Source organism: Dorea sp. Marseille-P4042 (genome assembly GCF_900290215.1).
Lineage (GTDB): Bacteria > Bacillota > Clostridia > Lachnospirales > Lachnospiraceae > Dorea > Dorea formicigenerans.
The window spans coordinates 199500-222733 of the sequence record NZ_OLMI01000001.1 but is presented as its reverse complement, the minus strand read 5'-3'; the positions used below and the strand labels follow the sequence as shown (position 1 = coordinate 222733).

Annotated in this window: 18 protein-coding genes; all 18 read right to left on the bottom strand. The window is 40.9% G+C overall.

All coding sequences use genetic code 11. The annotated features are described in order from the left end of the window. Window positions 1–4 precede the first annotated feature (4 nt). The 18 genes from rsxC to ppk1 all read right to left on the bottom strand — a co-directional run bounded on the left by rsxC (window position 5) and on the right by ppk1 (window position 23127). On the bottom strand, window positions 5–1324 hold the full coding sequence (gene rsxC / locus C7E02_RS01065) for an electron transport complex subunit RsxC (protein ID WP_005332896.1): 1320 nt from the start codon (window positions 1322–1324) through the stop codon (window positions 5–7). A 179-nt stretch (window positions 1325–1503) separates the two neighbouring features. Next, window positions 1504–2583: a 30S ribosomal protein S1 gene (rpsA, locus tag C7E02_RS01060; protein ID WP_005332898.1), complete on the bottom strand. Its 1080-nt coding sequence runs from the start codon at window positions 2581–2583 to the stop codon at window positions 1504–1506. Continuing rightward, window positions 2564–3421: a 4-hydroxy-3-methylbut-2-enyl diphosphate reductase gene (gene ispH, locus C7E02_RS01055; RefSeq protein ID WP_022278413.1), complete on the bottom strand. Its 858-nt coding sequence runs from the start codon at window positions 3419–3421 to the stop codon at window positions 2564–2566. Before ispH ends, rpsA begins: the two co-directional genes overlap by 20 nt. A 23-nt stretch (window positions 3422–3444) precedes the next feature. Then, window positions 3445–4101 carry a (d)CMP kinase gene (cmk, locus tag C7E02_RS01050; protein WP_105308578.1) on the bottom strand — a complete coding sequence of 219 codons (657 nt, stop codon included), beginning with the start codon at window positions 4099–4101 and terminating at the stop codon, window positions 3445–3447. 37 nt (window positions 4102–4138) lie between these two features. Then, on the bottom strand, window positions 4139–5383 hold the full coding sequence (locus tag C7E02_RS01045; protein WP_005336233.1) for an NAD(P)/FAD-dependent oxidoreductase: 1245 nt from the start codon (window positions 5381–5383) through the stop codon (window positions 4139–4141). Window positions 5384–5401: 18 nt separating this feature from the next. After that, a complete protein-coding gene (locus tag C7E02_RS01040) occupies window positions 5402–6304 on the bottom strand; it encodes a MurR/RpiR family transcriptional regulator (protein ID WP_005336231.1) in 903 nt (300 codons plus the stop codon). Between the two features lie 245 nt (window positions 6305–6549). Beyond that, complete coding sequence (locus C7E02_RS01035) at window positions 6550–7965, bottom strand: oxaloacetate decarboxylase subunit alpha (protein WP_005336230.1); 1416 nt, start codon at window positions 7963–7965, stop codon at window positions 6550–6552. 40 nt (window positions 7966–8005) lie between these two features. Then, window positions 8006–9157 (bottom strand): sodium ion-translocating decarboxylase subunit beta, encoded by a 1152-nt coding sequence (locus C7E02_RS01030; protein ID WP_105308577.1) that lies wholly within the window; start codon window positions 9155–9157, stop codon window positions 8006–8008. Window positions 9158–9191: 34 nt separating this feature from the next. Continuing rightward, window positions 9192–9557: a biotin/lipoyl-containing protein gene (locus C7E02_RS01025; RefSeq protein ID WP_005336227.1), complete on the bottom strand. Its 366-nt coding sequence runs from the start codon at window positions 9555–9557 to the stop codon at window positions 9192–9194. Between the two features lie 23 nt (window positions 9558–9580). Continuing rightward, window positions 9581–10351 (bottom strand): OadG family transporter subunit, encoded by a 771-nt coding sequence (locus tag C7E02_RS01020; protein WP_242978714.1) that lies wholly within the window; start codon window positions 10349–10351, stop codon window positions 9581–9583. 14 nt (window positions 10352–10365) lie between these two features. Beyond that, window positions 10366–11805 (bottom strand): acyl-CoA carboxylase subunit beta, encoded by a 1440-nt coding sequence (locus tag C7E02_RS01015; protein ID WP_105308576.1) that lies wholly within the window; start codon window positions 11803–11805, stop codon window positions 10366–10368. Between the two features lie 212 nt (window positions 11806–12017). After that, the gene (locus tag C7E02_RS01010; protein WP_005336221.1) at window positions 12018–14006 is read right to left on the bottom strand and encodes a 2-isopropylmalate synthase; all 1989 of its coding nucleotides are present in this window, start codon (window positions 14004–14006) and stop codon (window positions 12018–12020) included. Between the two features lie 173 nt (window positions 14007–14179). Continuing rightward, window positions 14180–15769 carry a sodium:solute symporter family protein gene (locus C7E02_RS01005; RefSeq protein WP_105308575.1) on the bottom strand — a complete coding sequence of 530 codons (1590 nt, stop codon included), beginning with the start codon at window positions 15767–15769 and terminating at the stop codon, window positions 14180–14182. A 259-nt stretch (window positions 15770–16028) separates the two neighbouring features. Further along, entirely contained in the window at window positions 16029–16697 is a 669-nt protein-coding gene (locus C7E02_RS01000) for a UDP-N-acetylglucosamine pyrophosphorylase (RefSeq protein WP_005332919.1), read from the bottom strand. Window positions 16698–16874: 177 nt separating this feature from the next. After that, window positions 16875–18038 (bottom strand): RNA-guided endonuclease InsQ/TnpB family protein, encoded by a 1164-nt coding sequence (locus C7E02_RS00995; protein WP_105308574.1) that lies wholly within the window; start codon window positions 18036–18038, stop codon window positions 16875–16877. Beyond that, complete coding sequence (locus C7E02_RS00990) at window positions 17986–18645, bottom strand: IS607 family transposase (RefSeq protein ID WP_105308573.1); 660 nt, start codon at window positions 18643–18645, stop codon at window positions 17986–17988. The genes C7E02_RS00995 and C7E02_RS00990 overlap by 53 nt, the downstream gene beginning before the upstream one ends. Before the next feature lie 117 nt (window positions 18646–18762). Further along, a complete protein-coding gene (locus tag C7E02_RS00985) occupies window positions 18763–20934 on the bottom strand; it encodes a DNA topoisomerase (RefSeq protein ID WP_105308572.1) in 2172 nt (723 codons plus the stop codon). A gap of 87 nt (window positions 20935–21021) precedes the next feature. Further along, window positions 21022–23127, bottom strand: a complete 2106-nt coding sequence (gene ppk1 / locus C7E02_RS00980; RefSeq protein WP_022278617.1) for a polyphosphate kinase 1 — start codon at window positions 23125–23127, stop codon at window positions 21022–21024. Between the last annotated feature and the right edge of the window lie 107 nt (window positions 23128–23234).

Here is a 23234-nt window from a genome sequence, read left to right as displayed (position 1 = left end):
TTTCTTATTTCTTCTTGCGATTTGCAAGTGCTGTTTTTCTCATAGAACCGATTGCCTGCTTTAACTGACGCTTAGCCGGGCAGACATAACTACAAGATCCACATTCCATGCATTCCAGGCCTTCGTGTTTCGTAAATGCTTCTTCATCATGGTGTTCCGCATAATCTGCAAGTCTTGATGGAATCAGACGACTTGGACAGACCTCCACACATCTTCCACAATTAATACATGCTGTCGGCTCGTACTGTGCAACTTCATCCTTTGTGAAGCAGAGAATGGATGAAGAAGTCTTTGTTACCGGAACATCCACTGTAAACATAGAAAATCCCATCATCGGACCTCCGGAAATAATCTTCTCCGGATCAACCTTATAGCCCCCAGCTGCTTCAATCAATTCTGCCTGATTCATACCAAATGGCGCTTTGAAGTTGCCAGGTTCATGAACTGCATCTCCACTGACTGTTACAATTCTATCCATAGATGGCTCACCTTTTGCAACTGCACGGTAAATTGCTGAAATCGTAGCAACATTGTCTACAACACAACCAGCATCAGCCGGAAGCATTGATGAATTAATCGCACGTCCAGTTGTTGCATAAATGAGCTGACGCTCACCCCCCTGTGGGTACTTTGTCTGGAGTTTCAGCACTTCCATACGCGGCTCATCTTTTGTCAGTTCTTTTAATTTTTCAATACAGTCCGGTTTATTATCTTCTACTCCAAAAAGACCTTTTGCATTGTCAAACAGTCGAAGAATTATCTTCATACCTTCTACTAACTCCTCGCCATGCTCCAAAATCTGTCTGTAATCTGCTGTAATATAAGGCTCACACTCCGCACAATTGGCAATGATATAATCGATCTTATCCGGTTCTTTTGGAGATAATTTTACCTTTGTTGGAAATCCAGCTCCACCCATACCGACAATTCCGGCATCTCCGATTGCATTCAGGATTTCTTCTTTTGACATCTCTGACACTGCCTTTGGTGTACTGTACTCAACTTCCTCATACTCTCCGTCATTTTCAATCACAATGCTGTTGACTTTGGAGCCAGCCGGAGTGAAACGCGGTTCAATAACTTTTACGGTTCCAGAAACTGATGCGTAAATTGGCGCTGATACAAAACCACCGGCTTCCGCAATCATCTGTCCTCTAAGGACATGGTCACCTTTTGCCACAATCGGTACTGCCGGTGCACCGATATGCTGTGACATCGGATATACCAGATCACCTTTCGGCTGTACCTGGACAATTGCTTTATCTTTTGCCAGAGCTTTGCCGTCATTCGGATGAACTCCACCTTTAAATGTTAACAATGACATCCTTTTATCCTTCCTTCCTAATTTATCTTTTTATACTATACTAGAAAATATCTGATTTTTCCAGTGTTAGCTTCGATTTTCTTGTATATTATGTAATACAGCTCGTTCTTTTATTAACAAAGAAAAGGGGCGAAAGTTCTACAACTTTCCACCCCTTATTATTTGCATCTTATAATCTATTACTCAGCGTCAGCTGTCTCTTCATCAGCTGCCTCAAGAGCTTTCATGCTAAGGCTGATCTTCTTCTCTGCTTCATTCAGATCAACAATTTTAGCTGTTACTTCTTCTCCAACTTTCAGTACATCTGACGGTTTGTCAACATGTGCTTTTGAAATCTGAGATACATGAAGTAATGCATCTACTCCAGGCGCAAGTTCTACAAATGCGCCAAAGTCTGTCATTCTTGCAACTTTACCTGTAATTACTGTTCCAACAGCATAATCTTCTGCTGCATTAGCCCATGGATTAGACTCTGGGAATTTCAGGCTAAGAGCAATCTTTGTATCGTGAATATCTTTTACAAGAACCTTTAACTCATCGCCAACTTTAAATACTTTCTTCGGATTCTCAACACGTCCCCAGGACATCTCTGAAATATGAAGAAGTCCGTCAACTCCACCAAGATCGATAAATGCACCAAAATCAGTAACATTCTTAACAACACCTTCTACTGTATCACCAACATGAAGCTTCTCAAACAGCTCTTTCTGTTTTTCAGCTTTCTCAGCAACAAGAAGCTGTCTTCTGTCACCGATTACACGGTTTCTTCTTGGATTGAACTCACTGATCACAAATTCAATTTCCTGATCCTGATATTTGCTCAAATCTTTCTCATAAGTATCTGACACAAGGCTTGCAGGAATAAATACTCTTGCTTCATCAACTACTACACTGAGACCTCCGCCAAGAATCTGTGTAACAGGAGCTTTCAGAACTTCATGGTTCTCATAAGCCTCTTTTAATCTTTCATTACCTTTCTCGGCAGCTAATCTCTTATATGTCAGCAACACCTGTCCTTCTCCGTCGTTTACTTTCAGAACCTTCACTGTCATAGGGTCACCTACGGAGACCATAGTAGTAAGATCTGCATTGCTGTCGTTCGTGTACTCACTTCTTGTAATGATACCATCTGCTTTGTAACCAATATTTAAAACGATCTCATCTGGTTTAACATCGATGACAGTACCGTCTACTACCTCTCCGTTTCTAATTGTTTTTAAAGACTCTTCCAACATCTGTTCAAAAGTTAATTCTGACATTATTTTGAACCTCCTCAATTATTTTATTGGGCGTGGATGCCCCTGCTGTAATACCTACTGTTTCCACGGACCTTAATTGATTCATATTCAAATCGCCAAGTGTCTGTATATAGTACGTATCCGCACATGCATTGCTGCAGATTTCAAATAACTTTTGGGTATTTGAGCTTCTCTTGTCTCCGATGACAATCATCGCATCCACCCGCTTTGCAATGTCATAAGCCTCTTCCTGACGCTCTTTCGTTGCATTACAAATCGTATTTAAAACAATAATATCATAACGCTTTTCAGAAATAATTTCAACTAAATCTTTAAATTTATTGTAATTAAATGTCGTCTGTGCTACTACACAAACTTTTTCACTCTCCGAGATCAGTTCAAATGCCCTTGCTTCCTCTTCTGTCTGAATGATCGTAGCCGGGCCTTGCGCCCATCCTTCAATTCCCATAACTTCTGGATGTTCACGGTTTCCTATAATTACAATATGATATCCGTCCCGGCTTTTTTCTTCCACGATCCTATGTATTTTCTTCACAAATGGACAGGTTGCATCTACATAACGTACTCCGTTTTCATCCAGAAGATCACAGATTCTCTTTGGAACGCCGTGGGAACGGATGATCACGATTCCTGATTTTATCTGCTTGAGTTCTTCTTCTGACAGGATTACTTCAACTCCCTTTTTCTCCATGTCTTTGATGACTTCTTCATTGTGAATGATCGGACCATAAGTGTAGATCTTCTCTGCCGAATTTTCTTCAATTTGCTTATATACCGTATCCACAGCTCTCTGTACACCAAAGCAGAAGCCTGCCGATTTCGCCAGTTCTACCTGCATGTTCATCCCACCTTTTCTTTTTCTCACACGATATTATCTGTGATTGCTTTTACAACCTCTTCGATTGTCATATCTGAGCTATCGATCAACACTGCATCTTCCGCCTGTCTGAGAGGTGCAATTTTTCTTGTACAATCGCGTTCATCGCGTTCTTTGATATCTTTCGTAATTTCTTCCAAATCACATGAAACACCTTTTTCTTCCAGTTCTTTGTATCTACGGAGCGCTCTCGTCTCCACACTTGCTGTCAAGAAAATCTTCACATCCGCTTCAGGCAACACACAGGTTCCAATATCCCTTCCATCCATCACAACGTCCTGAGTTCTTGCAAGTTCTTTTTGAAGATTCAGCAAATGTTCCCTCACCTCCGGAACCGCGGATACTTTAGAAGCCATATTTCCAACCTCTTCATTTCGAAGCCTGGAAGTAATATTTACGCCATTCAGATACACTTGCTGTTCACCTTGTTCATACTGTATTTTCACTTCTGCACCTTCACATGCCGCGGCAATAGCATCCAGATTCTCCGGATTCATTTTTTTGTCCAAAAAATAGACAGCAAGCGCGCGATACATTGCTCCCGTATCTACATATATATATCCTTTTTCTTTCGCAACCCGTTTGGCAATCGTACTTTTTCCTGCACCAGCCGGGCCATCAATCGCAACATTATAACCCATATTTTCTCCTTCTCAATCTGCTTTATATTTCTTTTAATTACTGGATTGCATTTCCTGCCGCATATCCAGTCGACCAGGCAATCTGCAGATTAAAGCCTCCGGTCAATGCATCCAGATCCAGTACTTCTCCCGCAAAATATAACCCTTTTACAAGCTTTGATTCCATCGTTCCAGGATCAATTTCTTTCACATTAACTCCGCCTTTTGTAATAATCGCTTCCAGATAGCCGCGAAGTCCGGTAAGCGTCATACGAAAATGCTTGATTAAATGAACAAACTGTTTCCGTTCTTCTTTCTCTATACTGTTAACCTTTTTCTCCGGATCAATCCCGCCAAGTTCCAGCATGACCGGAATTAATTTAGTTGGAAACAGCTTTGTGATTGCATTTTTAAATTGCCGGTTATGATTCTCTTCAAAATCTCTCAGCACTCTCTGATCCAGTTGTTCTTCTGTAAGAGCCGGTTTCAAATCAATTTCCAATGTCAGTTCCTTTTTCTGTCCATTTTTATCCATGAATTTTTTGCCCACATAACTGCTGGCACTGATAATCAATGGACCACTGACACCAAAATGTGTAAACAGCATTTCTCCAAAATCTTTATATAATTCTTTCTTTCCATCCAATATCTTTGCTTCTACATTGCGAAGCGAAAGCCCCTGCAATTCACAGATCCATGGTTCTTTTGTCTCCATCGGCACAAGAGACGGAAAGCATTGTGTTACTTTATGCCCAACGTTTTCGGCAAATCGGAATCCATCACCTGTAGATCCTGTGGAACGGTAAGACAATCCACCTGTTGCAACAATACATGCATCTGCGGCTTGTGTAGTAGTGTCTTTTAATACCACCTTGTTAAACTTGCCTTTTTCAGCTTCTACACTTTTCACTTCTGTATTTAAGCAGACTTTCACGCCCACTTTTTTCATTTCCCGTTCCAATGCGCGGATAACATCAGATGAATGATCTGAGATCGGAAACACTCGATTTCCTCTCTCTATCTTCACTGGCACCCCTGCATCTTCAAAGAAATCTATCACATTCTGATTCGTATAACCATAAAAGCTGCTATACAAAAACTTAGAATTCGTCACAACTGCATCAAACAATTCTTCCATATCTGCGGCATTTGTAATATTACATCTTCCTTTTCCAGTAATAAATATTTTCTTTCCTAGTTTTTCATTTTTTTCATACAGCGTGACTTGATGTCCGTTTTTTGCCGCTGCAATTGCCGCAAACATTCCCGCTGCTCCGCCACCTACTACAATAACATGACTCATTTATATTATCCTCTTATTCTAGTCATTCATTTTGACTGTATCGCCTACCATATTCAGTTCATCTCCACTGTAGACCTGATACTCATCCCAGATATCTTCCAGCGCCTCCAGTGTAGTGATTACTTCTTTCTGCTTCTTCATGCAGAGTGCCACCACAAGAGCATTGAGCACGCTAAGTGGTGCTACAAGAGAATCTACGATCGAAGCCATATCACTTCTTGCAATCAAATTACAGGAAGAATACAGGTTCATCGGCGAATGTACACTATCCGTAATCGTGATTACCTTAGCCTTTCTGTTACTTGCAAATTCCAATGCTTTAAGCGTTCTCATAGAATATCTCGGAAAACTGATCCCAATGATCACATCTTCTTCATCAATTCGCAGCAATTGCTCAAAGATTTCACTGGAACTGTTCGTATGAACCGCTGTCACATTATCACAAATCAAATTGAGATAGAAAGACAGAAAGCTTGCAAGTGGTGCACAGCTTCGTATTCCGACTACATATACTCGCCTTGCATTCAGAATCGTGTCTACAGCCATTTCAAACGCCTCATGGTCAATTCCTTCCATTGTCAGCTTTATCTTCTCTATATCCGACTGTAGAACCGATGTTAGAATCTCTCCTTGACTGATCCGTCCATACGTCACTTCCATTCGTTGAATGGAATTAAGTTTTGTACGGACCATCTCGCCAAGCGCCCTTTGAAACTGGGGATAACCTTCATATCCAAGAGCTGTTGCAAATCTTACAACTGTCGATTCACTGACTCCAACCTCTTCACCCATTTTTGCAGCCGTCATAAATGCTGCTTTATCATAATCTTCACGGATAAAATCCGCCAGCTTTTTCTGCCCTTTACTGAACTTGTTATATCCGTCTTCTAATCTTTGCACTAATTCATTTTGTGTTCCCATATAGCGTCTTCCTTTTCTATTACATCGTTTCTATTATAAGATGTAATAGAGAAATCTTCAACCTTTAATCCTATCTATCTCAATCATCTATCTTAATTCTATCTTAATCTATCTCAAATCTGCCTTAAATATTTCTAATGCGCACCTCTGATATCTTTTTTAAGCCAGCATAATAAAACAGGCGGAAAATCTTCCGCATAAATGCATCTTTGACTTTCCGCCCGTTTTCATTATTTTATATTCTGCTATACTGGATAACTCCCATTCTCAGTATCAGCAATTGTCTGGTCGACCTTTGTCTGCTGTGCCTGACGATATTTGAAAAACTCTGTTGCTACCTGTGGGAACAATGCATAAGATAATACATCTTCATCCTGCTGGATCCACTGAGCACATTCTTTTCTGAGTGTGTCAAGCTCATCCGGAATCAAATCTGCCGGACGGCAAGTGATAACTTCCGGATTATCTCCAAGAACTTTCTTTACGACATCTGGATTAAATGGTTTTGCTGTCTTACCATATTTTCCACTTAAGATGTCTTTTGTCTCCTGTGTTGCAACTTTGTAGCGTTCTCCCATCAGCACATTAAATACAGCCTGTGTACCTACAATCTGTGAAGATGGTGTTACAAGTGGCGGTTCACCAAGATCTTTACGAACTCTTGGGACCTCCTCAAGTACGTCGTAGAATCTGTCCTCCGCTCCCTGTTCTTTTAACTGGGAAGTCAGGTTAGACAACATTCCTCCCGGTACCTGATAAAGAAGTGTCTTAATATTAACCCCTAAGTTCTTAGGATTCAGAAGTCCACTCTCAAGAGCCTCATCACGAATCGGTCTGAAGTAATCAGCAATCTCTGCCAGTAAGTTCTGATCCAGTCCACTGTCATAAGGAGTTCCCTTAAATGTCTCAACCATAACTTCTGTAGCCGGCTGTGATGTTCCAAGTGCAAATGGTGACATTGCAGTATCAATTACATCGACCCCTGCCTCTACAGCCTTTAAGTAAGTCATAGACGCCTCTCCTGACGTATAGTGGGTATGAAGCTGAATTGGAAGATCTACAGCTTCTTTCAATGCCTGTACAAGCTCTGTTGCTTTGTATGGTACAAGAAGTCCGGCCATATCTTTGATACAGATAGAACTCGCTCCCATATCCTCAATTCTCTTCGCTGTCTCTACCCAGTAATCCAGTGTATAAGCATCACCAAGTGTATAAGAAAGAGCTACCTGCGCCTCTGCTTTTTCCTCATTCGCTGCATCTACTGCTGTCTGAAGGTTGCGAAGATCATTCAGGCAGTCAAAAATACGAATAATATCTATTCCATTTGCAACAGATTTCTGTACAAAATATCTTACCACATCATCAGCATATGGACGATATCCAAGGATATTCTGCCCACGGAATAACATCTGTAATTTTGTATTTTTAAATCCATCACGGAATTTGCGAAGTCTGTCCCATGGATCTTCTTTCAGGAAACGAAGAGATGCATCAAATGTAGCACCACCCCAGCACTCTACAGAATGATATCCAACTTTGTCCATTTTTTCCACAATCGGAAGCATCTGCTCTGTAGTCATACGAGTAGCGATCAAAGACTGATGCGCATCACGCAGAACTGTTTCCGTTATCTTAATTGGTTTTTTTTCAATTTCTGCCATTATAATTTCCTCCATATATTGTCAATTACAATATTGACTGTTACATTACTCCAAAGATTGCCATGAATGTACCTGCAGCTACGGCAGTACCGATAACACCAGCTACGTTCGGTCCCATTGCATGCATCAGAAGGAAGTTCGTTGGATCTGCCTCTGCACCAACCTTCTGAGATACACGCGCAGCCATAGGAACCGCAGAAACTCCTGCTGAACCAATCAGAGGGTTTACTTTTCCATGTGAAACCACACACATGATTTTACCAAAGACAACTCCGGCTGCTGTACCAAATGCAAATGCGATCAGACCTAACGCAACGATTTTCAATGTATCAAAGTTCAGGAATGCTTCCGCACTTGTTGTAGCTCCTACTGATGTACCAAGCAGGATAACTACAATATACATCAATGCATTGGATGCTGTCTCTGTCAACTGTCTAACGACGCCTGACTCACGGAACAGGTTACCAAGCATCAACATACCTACAAGTGGTGCTGTTGTTGGAAGAATGACGCAGACTACAATTGTAACAATAATCGGGAAGAGAATCTTCTCGAGTTTAGATACAGGTCTTAACTGTTCCATTCTGATCTTACGTTCTTTCTCCGTTGTAAGTAATTTCATAATCGGTGGCTGAATAATCGGCACCAGTGACATATAAGAATAGGCCGCCACTGCAATTGGTCCCATGATCGCCGTCTGCTGCAGTTTACCTGCGAGGAAGATAGATGTCGGTCCATCTGCTCCTCCAATAATTGAGATTGCTGCCGCTGCTTTGTCGGAGAATCCCATGCACATTGCTCCAAGGTATGCAGCAAAAATACCGAACTGTGCTGCTGCTCCAAGAAGGAAACTCTTTGGATTCGCGATCAACGGTCCAAAGTCTGTCATCGCACCTACTCCAAGGAAGATCAGTGACGGAAGAATTGACCACTCATCCAGCTTATAGAAATAGTAGAGAAGTCCACCCGTTCCATTTGATGCATCCTCTGCATGTAACATAATATCCGGATAGATATTTACAAGCAGCATACCAAATGCAATTGGCACAAGAAGCAGAGGCTCAAATCCATGTCTGATTGCCAGGTACAAGAAGAAACACGCCACCGCAATCATGACCACATTGCCCCATGTAAGACTAAAAAACGCCGTCTGATGCACGAGGTTTCCTAATGTTGTTGTTATATATTCCATTTCTTAACCTCCAGTCGTATATGTGTCGGCAGTATTATTTCAATGTTGCTAATACTGCTCCGGATTCGATTGCATCACCAACAGCTACGTTGATGCTTGCTACAGTTCCATCTTCCGGTGCTACAACTGGGATTTCCATCTTCATTGCCTCGATTGTAAGAACAGCATCACCCTTCTTCACTGCCTGACCTACAGTAGTGTCAAGTTTGAATACTTTTCCGGCTGCTCCTGCTTTTACTTCAATAGATCCGGCTGCTCCTGCTGTCGCTTTCGGTGCTGTCTTTGGAGCTGCTTTTGGTGCTGCTTTCGGTGCAGTTGGTGCAGGTGCTGCACCTGCTCCTGTCTCTTCTACTGTTACATCATAAACATTACCATTCACTGTAATTGTATAATTTTTCATTCTGATATCCTCCTAATTACTCACTATGAATTCCATTTATTTGACGGACGGCGCTTAATGCTGCGGACAACAAATCCATCTGTCGTTGTCTCTTCTGCTGCTGCAATTGCTGCTGAAATAACAGCGATCAATTCCAGATCATCCGTTTCATCCACTTCTTCGACTGTCCCACTTACGGCCGCTTTCGTTTCTTCTTTCTTCTCATCTTTTTTCTCGCCAAATGCATTCTGGATTGCCGGAATGTATTTAAACAAAGAAATCAGGAATGAAATGAAGATCAGTACTGCAAATACAGTTCCCATTCCAAGCAGTGTATTTAAGCCTGCCTTTTCCACAATCTCTCCCAGTGAGAACTTCGCACTGACTGTCATACTTTCAAGGTATAAATCTTTATCAAACACAAATTCAATCGTAGCATCACGATCTTTGAACTGTGCCGGTACAGATACTGTCAGCTCATCATCTTTCGCTTCAAATGTATAATCTCCATGTCCGACATACTCACCGCATTCTTTGATTCCTGCCTGCCAGCTGTCAACTGCGCCATCAAAGCTGTCCGGTGTGAACTTCAATCCAGACATCATGAACTGATACTCTTTGCTGAATTCGTTCTGGTCGTTCCACTGTGCCAGTGTATCACTGTCTACATTCTGGCAGTAGTTTATCAGAAACTCTGTCTCCTGCTCGATCATTGCCTCATCATATTCCAAAGTAGTCTGTGTCTTACCACATCCTGTCAGGCATACGATTGCGGTCATCATCAGGCAGAGCAATAAGCTAATCTTTTTCTTCACTTTGCCTCACCTCTCTAAACTGTTCCATGCTTTTTCATCGGGCTTTCTTCTCTTTTTGTAAATAACATCTCAAATGCTCCGATGACATATTTTCTAGTGTCAGCAGGCTGGATAATTGTATCTACATAACCTCTTCTTGCTGCGGAAACCGGACTGGACTGAAGCTTGGCATATTCTTTTGCTTTCTCGTTGATTGTCTCAGCATCAGCATCTGCATACATAATTTTTGCTGCAAGATCTGCTTCCATCATTCCGATTTCTACTGTCGGCCATGCATAGACCATATCAGCACCAAGAGATTTACTGTTCATTGTCACATAGGCACTTCCAAATGCTTTTCCGATTACAACGTTAACTTTCGGTACAGTTGCATTTGCAAATGCATAAGTTAATTTTGCCGCTGCCTTTGCAAGGCTTCTTTCTGCACACATAGTTGCCGCAAATCCTGATACATTCGTCAGTGTAAGAACCGGAATATTAAATGCATCACAGAACTCTACGAATCTGGCTGCTTTTCTTGCGCCTCTTGCAGAAAGTGCTCCATCAAACTCTTCTACAACTTCTGCATTCTCATCATAAACTTTAGATCTGTTTGCAACAGCACCAACTGTCATACCATTCAAACGAATAAAGCCTGTTACCATGTCTTTTGCATGATTCTTCTGAGTCTCAAAGAATACATGATCATCTGCGATTTCAGCAAGGGCTATTGCTGTATCTTCTGTTGCATTTTCAATCTCTGAACATGCACGATTCAGATCATCTGAACATTCTGTGTATGATGCATCTTCCTCATTATTACATGGTAAAATGCTTACTAATGTACGAATCTCTGAAAGAATCTCTTCTTCTGTTCCGACACCATCTACAAGACCTGTCTTTTCACTTTGGAATTTTGCAGAAGATGTATCACATTTATCTACTGTATTTCCTGGAATCGCATTCGGAGAATTTACGAATAACTTCGCATTCTTTTCTTCCATAAATGTAAAATCTGTAAGAGCTGGTACTAAGGACAAGCCTCCGCCACAGGTTCCGAAAATTGCTGTAATCTGTGGAATTACTCCTGATGCAAGTGATTGTTTTAAATACAATGTTCCAAATGCCTCAAGTGCGTCTGTTGCCTCCTGGAGTCTGAGACCTGCACAATCTACAAGTCCAATAACAGGAGCCCCCATCTTCATTGCCATATCATAAATGTTCGCGATCTTTCTGGCATGCATCTCACCAATTGATCCCTTCAATACTGAAGCATCCTGGCTGTACACATATACCAGATTACCATCGATCACTCCATAACCGGTAATGACACCGTCTGCCGGAGTTTTCTTTTCCTGCATGTTGAAATCTGTTGTTCTGGCTGTTACTGCTCCGCCGATTTCAACAAAGCTGCCTGCATCAAGTAACTGTTCAATGCGATTACCTGCTGCATTTTCTGTTGCCATGTTGCCCATAATTTAGCCCTCCATTTTCTTTATTAAAATATGGTTATACCAAAATTTCGCCAAATTTATTATAACTTTTTTACCGAAAAATGGCAACGCCTACAAGATACATTTGTTAAGGATTTGACAAATTTTGTTAATTATTTATGACTTTTGTTAAAAATCAAAAAGCGGTTTGGGCAATTAGCTCAAAACCGCTTTTATAGGTCTATAAATTCTGTTTATTTTTCATTTCTAAATTGAATTGGAGTCATATTATATGCCTTTTTGAACAATCGATTGAAATGCTCCACATTCTGATATCCGACAGATAATGCAATATTTTCCACTGTCATATTGCTGCTCTTAAGAAGTGCTCTTGCTTTCTTCATACGGATTTTCTTTACCAGTTCTCCAAATGTGACGCCGGATTTCTCCTTAATGTATTTGGAAATGTATGGTTTAGACAAGAAGAACTTCTCAGCAAGGTCATCTAATGTAATATCAATATAGTTCTCCTGAATATAATTCATAATTTCAATCATACGTGCGTCTTTACATGTATTGGAATTTCCAATCTCTTCCAGCTTATTAACTGCAACTGTGAGTGCCTCAATGGATGCCTTGATAATATCGGCGTCAATTCCAACACCCCAAAATGTCTTTCCTTGGCAGATTATACCAACATATGCAACAGCCTTGGAGGATGATCCTTTTGTCAGAGAATGTTCCTCGTAAAAGCTCAGTTCATAGCTGACGTTGAAATACTGTTTGATTGCATTGCTGACCGCATCCAAACGTCCATTACCCGTTGCGGTGATGACCTGGCTCTCTTTCTCATGATTGATCGTAACCTCAGCTGTAATTCCATTGACCTGTTTGAAATGACACTCATCAATATGGAATACCGGTTTTGTATTAATGTAGTTATCAGAGAAAATCTGATATACAAGTTCCGGAGTCAGCTCTTTATGTGCACGGTCAGAAATACCTTTCACAAGATATCCGACTTCCTCACGCATCTCTTTTGGAAGATTGATTCCATGGCTCTGTTTCAGAATGTAGTTCACACCACCTTTACCAGACTGGCTGTTGATGCGGATAACATCTGAATCGTATTTTCTTCCAACATCCTGTGGATCGATCGGCAGATATGGAACTGTCCATGTATCGCACTTCTTCTCTTCTCTCCACGCCATTCCTTTTGCAATAGCATCCTGATGTGATCCTGAAAATGCTGTAAATACCAGATCTCCTGCATACGGCTGACGCTCATAGACATGCATTCTTGTCAGTCTCTCATAAGTTTCGCGAATATGGTGCATATCAGTAAAATCAAGCTTTGGATCCACTCCGTGAGAGAACATATTTAAACCTAATGTCACAATATCTACATTACCGGTACGCTCTCCATTTCCAAATAATGTACCTTCGATACGGTCAGCTCCTGCCAGAATTCCAAGTTCCGCAGTAGCAACACCACAACCACGGTCATTGTGTGGATGAAGGCTTAATACAACATTATCTCTGTATTTCAGATTTTTATCTACATACTCTAACTGGCACGCAAATACATGTGGAATCGCATTTTCAACGGTTGTCGGAATATTGATGATTGCCTTGTTGTCCGCACTTGGTTTCCATACGTCCAAGACTGCATTACAAACTTCGACCGCATAATCAACCTCTGTTCCAGAGAAACTCTCCGGGCTGTATTCAAATGTAAAGTTACCATCTGTCTCATTTGCCAGCTTCAGAAGTAATTCTGCTCCATCGACTGCAATCTTCTTGATCTGCTCTTTGCTTTTTCTGAATACCTGCTCTCTCTGTGCAACAGATGTGGAGTTGTACAGATGGATCACCGCATGAGGCGCTCCCTTAACAGCTTCAAATGTCTTCTTAATAATATGCTCTCTTGCCTGAGTCAGTACCTGAACGGTCACATCATCTGGGATCATATTCTTCTCAATCAGCGTTCTCATGAACTTGTACTCGGTATCGGATGCTGCCGGGAATCCAACCTCGATCTCCTTAAATCCGATATCTACTAACATCTGGAAGAACTCCAACTTTTCCTCAAGACTCATTGGCTCGATCAACGCCTGGTTACCATCTCGCAGGTCAACACTACACCATACCGGCGGTTTTTCAATCTCTGTCTTCTTCACCCAATCATATGTGACGACCGGTGGCATAAAATAAGTCTTTTCGTACTTTTCAAAATTATTCATATCTATCACCCTTCCAAATTAATTTTCATCAAATTAGTTGTCTTTTTTTAAGACTTACTCATACTAACACAGGAATAAAAAAAAGGAAAGTGACATATTTAATCACTTTCCTTGATTTTTTTTAATATTCTTATGCTTTTTTGAGTTCAAGACTCAATTTTTCTGTCATTTTTTTACTCATCCTCAAGAGCTTCTTTTCTTGTCGTCATAACTTTCTCTTCGTAACATGCAAACAGATCATCGATTACTTTCTTCGCCTGTTTCTTTGTAAAGAGACTTACAACCGGAACAAGAATAAGTCCACCGACCATAGCGATCACACCGGAATTGATTGAAGATTTGAAAATGTATCCAAGTATCGGTCCCCAGCCGCTCACATCAACTCCTCCAAGTGTAATGACAAGCTGGATCACTGCTGCCGCACACCCCCATATAAAACAAACAAATGCAGAAGCTTTTGTCACGCCTTTCCAGTATAATCCATATAAGAACGGTGCCAAAAATGACCCTGCAAGAGCGCCCCAGGAAACTCCCATCATCTGTGCGATAAATGTTACTTCCGGATGTGCATCTTTAAAGATTGCAATCACTGCCGATACAAAAATAAAAAATACAATAAACACTCTCATAACAAACACCTGCTTTTTCTCAGACATTTCTTTCTTAGATGCAGGCTTGATCACATCCAGTGTAAATGTAGAACTTGATGTCAGCACCAGTGATGAAAGGGTGGACATAGATGCGGATAATACAAGCACAATGACCACCGCTATGACAAGTGCCGAAAGTGTGGATAACATGGTCGGCACAATGGTGTCAAACAACGGTTTTCCGGTAGCTGGATTGATGGTTACTCTATCTGCATACAGTCTTCCGAATCCTCCAAGGAAATAGCAGCCTCCGGCAACAATAATGGCAAACACTGTGGATATAACCGTTCCTTTATGTATATCTTTCTCGCTCTTAATGGCATAAAATTTACCGACCATCTGTGGCAGCCCCCATGTTCCAAGGGAAGTCAGAATTACCACAAATAAAAGCGCCATCGGATCCGGTCCAAGAAACGCGGTGTATGCTCCCTGCCAGCCCGCATCGCCTGTCACAGAAGCCAACGCCTTTGTTGCCTCCTGAAATCCTCCATTGTCGGCAAGTACTGCTCCGATTACCGCGCAGATTCCAAACAGCATAATGATTCCCTGAATAAAATCATTGATCGCCGTTGCCATGTATCCACCGAAAATAACATAGAATCCAGTCAGTACCGCCATAATTAAAATAACAAGCCAGTACGGAATATCAAACACAAGTCCAAAGAGACTGGAAAGTCCATTGTATAAGGACGCCGTGTACGGAATCAGGAAAATGAATACAATGACCGATGCCGTTGCCTTAAGCGGCTCACTGTCAAATCTCTTACCAAAGAAATCCGGCATCGTCTTAGCATCTACATGCTGTGTCATAATACGGGTTCTTCTTCCAAGCACATTCCATGCAAGCAATGACCCGATAAATGCGTTTCCAAGTCCTGCCCACGTACTGGCAAGACCAAAATTCCATCCAAACTGTCCCGCATAGCCTACAAAAATAACAGCTGAAAAATATGACGTTCCAAATGCAAAAGCCGTCAGCCACGGACCAACGCCACGCCCTCCAAGAACAAAACCATTCACATCTGTCGCATGCTTTCTGGAATAAAATCCGACATAGATCATAATCGCAAAGAACACGACAAGCAAGATAATACATAATACTTCCTTTGACATCTCTCATTCCTCCAAATAACTAGTCTTTTGTTTAAATTTATTACTTTAAACCGTTGTGCTTTAAAGTGTTAAAGTCTTTCTGTACAATATCATACGGGAAATATATTGTCAATACAGAGAACTTATTTTTTCTGTCACCTCTTCCGTTTTTTGGGGCACTGCCTTCCGCATGCCAGATATTTCTAAGAACACAGAAAGAGGCTGTACAATCGTGTACAGCCTCTCCTGTGTTTTTATATAATTGGATACATGCGGATTTTTAATATTTCTCTACTACTTCACCCTGCTTTTTGTAGATACTGTTTGCAGGTACGAATCCTCTGACACTGGACAGCGGGTAGATATTGCTGTGGCTTCCGACTACACTTCCCGGATTCAATACTGTTCCGCAGCCAACTTCTACTTCATCACCGAGCATGGCTCCGAATTTCTTGATTCCGGTCTCAATCTGTCCTTCTGGCGATTTTACTACGACCAGTTTCTTGTCTGATTTTACATTGGAAGTGATAGATCCTGCTCCCATATGTGCTTTGTATCCAAGTACGGAATCTCCAACATAGTTGTAATGTGGAACCTGTACTTTATTGAACAGTATAACATTCTTAAGTTCTGTAGAGTTTCCGACTACGGCTCCCTCTCCTACAATTGCATTGCCACGGATAAATGCGCAGTGGCGAACCTCTGCATCTTTTCCGATGATTGCCGGTCCGTGGATATATGCTGATTCAAATACTTTTGCAGATTTTGCAATCCACACATTTTCTCCTACTTTATCATACTCGTCTGCCGGAAGTGTCTCTCCCAGTTTTACAATGAAATCACTGATCTTCGGAAGTACTTCCCATGGGTAAGTCACTCCTTCAAAGATATCCTTTGCAATTGTCTCATTAAGATTATACATCTTTGCTACTGTCATTTCTTCGAACATTTCTAAACTCCGTTACTGAAAACTTATAAAAAGTTATAAACTCCCATGTTTCATTCCTACTTCAACGAGTATGCTTTTGATGATATAAATATCTATCTACTCACAAGTTCTTGTACTCTCCATAGGCGTAAATTCCGAACTAACGTATCCGTACATATTTGCATTAACGTTTCCGTGTTAGCTTGCAAATCGTTCTCCATAAGCCTTGAGATTTATAGATGCCTGGAAATCTCTGTCAATTATATTCCCACACGCACATCTATAAACCCTGTCAGATAATTTCAAATCTTTTTTGATGTTTCCACAACAGCTACAAAGCTTTGATGATGGATAAAACCGATCCGCCACAATAAGCTGGATCCCTTTATCATTGCATTTGTATTCAAGCTGTTTTCTAAACCCAAAAAATCCTTGTTCCTGTACTGCTTTGGATAAATGTATATTTTTCATCATTCCACTGACATTCAGATCTTCAATACAAATAAATCTTGGCTTTCGATTTACGATCTCAGATATGGTCTGATTCAAATAGTTTTTACGGATGTTTGTTAATCTGTAATTTCGTTTTAATAAAAGTTTTTCCTTTTTGATTACATTATTTGTTTTACAGTAACTTTCCCCTTTCTTATTTTTCTCGTAAGAACGAGAGATACTACGCTGTAATCTGCGTTTCTGTTTTTCTAGTTTCTTTACTTTCTGACTCTTATTGATGTTCTTATACTTAACGGCATCAGAGCAGACAGCTAAGTCTTTAATTCCTAAGTCTATGCCAACTCCATCATCATTAAGTGTTTCCTTGCAGTCAGGAAATTCTACACATACACTGATCCACCAGTTCAATCCATCAAAGGATATTCTCGGATTCCTATATTTAACATCTGTTGGAATACGTCCATGTTCTGCAAGTCTTACCCAATTCATTTTCTGCTTATTTGCTTTCCTGCTGGAAGAAAAGCCTTCAAGCTTAACGTGGGTATTACTGAATTGTATCTTAACGTTGTCCTGATAGAACTTCGGCATTGATCTCTTTTGGGACTTGAATCTTGGGAATTTTTGCAGACCCTTGAAAAAGTTCTTATACGCAGTACAGGCATCTTTGATTGCCTGTTTGGTTACATTATTTGAAATATTTAATAACCATGCGTATTCATCAGAATGTCTAAGCTTTGTAAATTCTTTTCTGAGTTCTGAATCTGAAATGAATTTGCCACCTTTTTCATAATTTTCTTTTTCCCTGGCCAAAGCCCAGTTATAAGCAAATCTTGAAGCACCTGCGTACTGAAACATCTTAGTTTTCTGTACGTTGTTTGGTATCAGCATTACTTTTATGGCTTTTACCATCTGTTTCCTCCTGTATCAATTCCCGGATAAGTTTCTTAGCTTTGTTCGCTCGTTTTCCTTGTAATTTGCAGCTGAATACTTTGATTATTTGAACCAGGTCTTCAACAAGTTCCTGCTGTTCCGATTTTTCAGTATTATCAATAATCTCAATCTCACAATTATAAAGTGAAGCGATATATTCTATCAACTCAAAACCAAATCGCAATAGCCTGTCTTTATATAAAACAACAACCTTTTCAACTTGATTTTGAGAGATTCGTCTAATCAATTCCTGAAGTCCTTTTTTCTTATAATTAATCCCAGAACCGATATCGCTTATTATCTCAAACGGCTGTCCTTTTGCCAAAAGATATGTCTTAACATTATCAATCTGTTGTTCCAGATCATCTTTTTGTTTATGGCTGGAAACGCGACAATATCCAATTGTAATGCGATTTTTAGGCTTTACATTTATTACTTGGCTGAGTTGCTCATCAGAATAATATCTATAGCCACTTACTGTAGTATGATGCGGATGAAGTTTTCCATTGGCATCCCAATTTCGTAATGTCTGAGCAGATACGCCTATAATTTTTGAAAATTCGTGTATAGAATAATATTTACTCAAAGTATCAACTCCTTTCAATAATATTCTAGTCTAATATCTTATAAAGCTCAACACCAACTTATATAATTTTATAATTTATATTTAACTGTTAACTACCTCCTGTTCACAGTTTACTTATTATTTTTTATATTCTTTTTTCGTACTGGTCTTTGTTCTGTTCTTTGCGCGCCCGGATTTTGTGTACTTCGCCGCCTGCTTCTCATTCTTATAAAACGGTGCGACCCGGTCATAACAGACACGGAGCTGATATTGATTATTCAGTCCTTTAACGCCTTCCGTGCGGCTGGATACAAAACGGTCCAATTTCATCATGTATTCATCAGAGGTAATATCTCCATCTGCCACATAGGTCAGCCCCTTCTCCCAGCTTGCTGTCAGCTCCGGATTCAAAAGCGACCGTACAGAATGGTCAACCACATCATAGATCATTTCTCCAAGCATGGTCGGTGTGACAATCTGTGTCTTCTTATTGAGTGCCAGATATTTATTGTTAAAAAGCTTCTTTAGGATTTCACCTCTGGTCGCACTGGTTCCGATTCCACTTCCTTTAATCTGTGCGCGAAGCTCTTCGTCTTCAATCAATTGTCCTGCATTTTCCATAGCAAGGATCAGGGAACCGGAATTATAGCGTTTCGGTGGAGATGTCTTTCCTTCCTTAATCTCCATTCCCTGGATCGGGAGAGTCATCCCTTTTTTCAGGCTTTGGATTTTTTCAAAAAATGCCTGGGAAGATGCCATATCTTCGTTACCGTCACCATTGTCACCCGAATTGTTATCACCGGAACCATCACCTGTTTCTGCGGGAGTCACACTTCCACTTACATTTCTGTCTTCTGCTCCTGCAGCGCTGCCAGATTCTCCCTTCTTTTCTCCCGGAACTCCAACAACTTTTAAGTAGCCAGGCTCTGCCAGTACTTTAAAGCTTGCAAAGAAAGACTCTTCTTTTACCTTTGTTGTAATGGCAACCTTCTGATAAACCGCCGCCGGATAAAATATACTTAAAAATCGTCTTACGATTACATCATAGACCGCCCGTGACGTCCAGGAAAGTCCACTTAGCGCACTCATGCCTTGTCCGGTTGGAATAATGGCATAGTGATCGGTAATCTGTTTGTCATTGACATATCTTGTCTTCGCCAGACCTTTATGACTTCCGAATTCTACAATCTCCTGTAAAAACAAAACGGCCGGCTCATATTTCATAAGTCCATTGAGATTCTTATGTATCTCTTTTGCCACAGCCGTGGAAAGCACACGGGCATCGGTTCTCGGATAGGTCGTCAATTTCTTTTCATAAAGTTCCTGCGCAATTTTCAGTGTCTCATCCGGACTGATTTTAAAGCGTTTCGAACATTCATTCTGCAGCTCCGCCAAGTTAAATAACAACGGTGGATTTTTCTTTTCCTTTTTCTTTTCAATGGACGCAATCTGACCTATGACCGGTTGTTCCTGCGTCAGATAATCTATGACCTGCTGCGCCTTTTCGCGCTCTTTAAATCCACTTTCCTTATATAGATCAAATGACTCGAACCACTTGGAACCCTTTACTGCGCGCCATTCTCCTTCAAATGTCTGACCCTGTTCTCCAATTGTCGCAAGAATACGATAAAACGGTGTCTCGATGAACTCACGGATCTCGCGTTCTCTTCTTACAACCATTCCAAGAACACAAGTCATTACACGCCCTACAGAGACAACTGAGTAATCCGTTCCAAGATAATTAGAAATACTATTTCCATATTTTAATGTCAATAATCTTGAAAAATTGATTCCCATGAGATAATCTTCCTTGGCTCGCAGATAAGCAGCACTTGCCAGATTGTCATACTCACTTAAATCCTTTGCCTCACGGATTCCTCGCAGTATTTCCTCCTCTGTCTGAGAATCAATCCACACTCTTCGTCTATTTTTTCCATGTACCTGCGCCTGTTGTTCTACCAGACGGTAAATATATTCTCCCTCGCGTCCTGAATCGGTACAGACATAGATCGTCTCTACATCCGGCCGGTTCAAAAGCCCTGCTACAATCTTATACTGTTTCGCCACCGACGGTATAACTTCATATTTGAATCTTGTCGGTATAAACGGCAACGTCTGAAGACTCCATTTTTTCAAGGCAGGATCATACTCCTCCGGATAACTCATAGTCACCAGATGTCCTACACACCAGGTCACAATGGAATCCTCTGATTCCAGATACCCGTCCTGCCTTCTGGTGTTCAGCTTCAATGCCTTCGCAAACTCCTGTGCAACACTGGGTTTCTCAGCTATATATAGTGATTTCCCCATATTATTACGTTAACTCCTTACTTTACCTTTTTTATTAATTACATCCGAATTCTTATCATCCTCATAGAATACTGGCAAATTAATTTTTTACCTGCTGAATATCCGTCCGATTCTCTTCAATAAACCAATTTTCTCCGGTACTTCCTGTGACGGTTTTGCCTGCAATGCCTCTTGCATAAAGACATTCTGTGAATCAATATACGGTTCTTTCTGCTCTTTGCGCCTGTATTTTCCGTCACTTCCAAGAACTCTTGCTTTTACATTATCACTTAACATCACTTTCAAATAGTGATTGATCTGCCTGCGGATATCCTGATCCAGTATCGGGGCAGCTACTTCTACACGCTTCTCAGTATTACGTGTCATCATGTCTGCTGATCCAATATAAATCTTCTGATCATTTCCACTTCCAAAACTGAAAATACGCGGATGCTCCAGATATCTTCCGACAACACTCATCACACGGACATTGTCCGTATAGCCAGTTACGCCCGGCAAAATACAACAGATTCCCCGCACGATCAGATCCACTTTCACTCCTGAGCGTGATGCTTCTGATACTTTCTGTATAAAATCTACATCCGTAACAGAATTCATTTTCATAATGATCCGCCCATTAGAACCTTTTTTGATTTCCTCATCCATCAGATAAAGAATCTTCTGCTTCAGGCTGGTCGGTGATACGATCAAATAATCATATTGTCCTGCCAGATTACCAATTGACATATTTTTAAAGAATTCTGCCGCATCTTTCCCTATTGCCGGATTTGCTGTCATGAGCGACAGATCTGTATACATTGCCGCTGTCTTTTCATTGTAATTACCAGTTCCAATCTGTGTAATATACTGGATTTCTCCGCGGCTTCTATAAGTAATAAGACAGATCTTTGAATGCACCTTATAACCGTCAAATCCATAGATCACACGGCATCCTGCTTCTTCCAGGCGCTCAGACCAGTCAATATTATTCTGCTCATCAAATCTTGCACGCAGTTCGATCAGAACCGTTACTTCTTTTCCGTTTTCTGCTGCCGCACACAGATATTCTACCAGCCTTGCTTTCTTTGCCAGACGATAAATCGTAATCTTGATCGTCATAACATCCGGATTCACCGACGCTTCTTTTATAAGGCGCAAAAACGGATCCATACTCTCATACGGATAGAATAACAGGATATCTTTTTTCTTTATCTGGCGCATCACATTACCTGCTGCCACATGTCCACTGTTCTGTGGCGAAAATGGCGTATAAGTCAGAGAGCGTTTCATAGCTTCCGGTAAATTCCCACTGATACCAAAAATGTAATCTAATTTCATCGGCATCTTTGTTCGAAAAATCTGATTCGGCTCAATCTCAAACTTCTCACAGAAATATTTCTGTGTCTCTTCAGACAGTTTATTTGCAGTCTCCAGTCTGACTACCGCCATACGGCGGCGTTTGTGAATAGTCTGCTGCATAAGATACCGGAAATCATCCGTCACTTCCAAAGCCTCGTCATCCGGAGACACATCAGCATTTCTCGTTACACAGATATAATTCGCTTCCGACACTTCGTACTTCGGAAATACCAGGTTCAGATGCTCCAGGATGACCTTTTCCATACGAATGTATCGGATATCATGTCCCGGAAGGCACAAAATGTCCGACACGAACTGTGGAACCGGAACAATTCCCATCATACTTTTGTTATCCATCTTCAAACTTGCCGTTACATACAATTCTTTATTCAAAAGATGCGGAAATGGATGATTCGCATCCACAATCTGCGGGGAAAGAATCGGAAGAATCTGATCTTTAAAATAAAACTTTACATACTTCTTCTCCTGGGATTCCAATTCTTTATAATCAAGTCCACACACTCCATACGGATGCAGTTCTTTCTTAATCTCAGCATAAGTCTTATCGCGCTCTTTATATAAAGGTGCAACTTCTGTCAGGATTGCATGGATCTGCTCCTGCGCTGTCATGCCGGACCGGCTGTCTTTTGCCTTGGCATCTGTGTGCACCATATCATAAAGACTTCCAACACGAATCATAAAGAATTCATCCAGATTGCTGGTGAAAATTGCAACGAATTTCATCCTTTCAAGAAGCGGCACCGACTCGTCCTGTGCCTCTTCCAGTACCCTTTGATTGAACTTAAGCCAGGATAACTCCCTGTTCTGGGTATAATTCAATAACTCTTTACTCATCAGCCTCGTCCTCCTTTTTCATATCTGCTTTCTATAATATATTTATAATTTTTCAGAAACAAATACAGCCAGTTTCTGTTTTATATAACTGGCTGCATTTCTGTTTT

Coding starts and splice junctions, on each gene's coding strand:
- rsxC (WP_005332896.1), bottom strand. CDS start 1,324: ATGTCATTGTTAACATTTAAAGGTGGAGTTCATCCGAATGACGGCAAA.
- rpsA (WP_005332898.1), bottom strand. CDS start 2,583: ATGTCAGAATTAACTTTTGAACAGATGTTGGAAGAGTCTTTAAAAACA.
- ispH (WP_022278413.1), bottom strand. CDS start 3,421: ATGCAGGTAGAACTGGCGAAATCGGCAGGCTTCTGCTTTGGTGTACAG.
- cmk (WP_105308578.1), bottom strand. CDS start 4,101: ATGGGTTATAATGTTGCGATTGATGGCCCGGCTGGTGCAGGAAAAAGT.
- C7E02_RS01045 (WP_005336233.1), bottom strand. CDS start 5,383: ATGAGTCATGTTATTGTAGTAGGTGGCGGAGCAGCGGGAATGTTTGCG.
- C7E02_RS01040 (WP_005336231.1), bottom strand. CDS start 6,304: ATGGGAACACAAAATGAATTAGTGCAAAGATTAGAAGACGGATATAAC.
- C7E02_RS01035 (WP_005336230.1), bottom strand. CDS start 7,965: ATGGCAGAAATTGAAAAAAAACCAATTAAGATAACGGAAACAGTTCTG.
- C7E02_RS01030 (WP_105308577.1), bottom strand. CDS start 9,157: ATGGAATATATAACAACAACATTAGGAAACCTCGTGCATCAGACGGCG.
- C7E02_RS01025 (WP_005336227.1), bottom strand. CDS start 9,557: ATGAAAAATTATACAATTACAGTGAATGGTAATGTTTATGATGTAACA.
- C7E02_RS01015 (WP_105308576.1), bottom strand. CDS start 11,805: ATGGGCAACATGGCAACAGAAAATGCAGCAGGTAATCGCATTGAACAG.
- C7E02_RS01010 (WP_005336221.1), bottom strand. CDS start 14,006: ATGAATAATTTTGAAAAGTACGAAAAGACTTATTTTATGCCACCGGTC.
- C7E02_RS01005 (WP_105308575.1), bottom strand. CDS start 15,769: ATGTCAAAGGAAGTATTATGTATTATCTTGCTTGTCGTGTTCTTTGCG.
- C7E02_RS01000 (WP_005332919.1), bottom strand. CDS start 16,697: ATGTTCGAAGAAATGACAGTAGCAAAGATGTATAATCTTAATGAGACA.
- C7E02_RS00995 (WP_105308574.1), bottom strand. CDS start 18,038: ATGGTAAAAGCCATAAAAGTAATGCTGATACCAAACAACGTACAGAAA.
- C7E02_RS00985 (WP_105308572.1), bottom strand. CDS start 20,934: ATGGGGAAATCACTATATATAGCTGAGAAACCCAGTGTTGCACAGGAG.
- ppk1 (WP_022278617.1), bottom strand. CDS start 23,127: ATGAGTAAAGAGTTATTGAATTATACCCAGAACAGGGAGTTATCCTGG.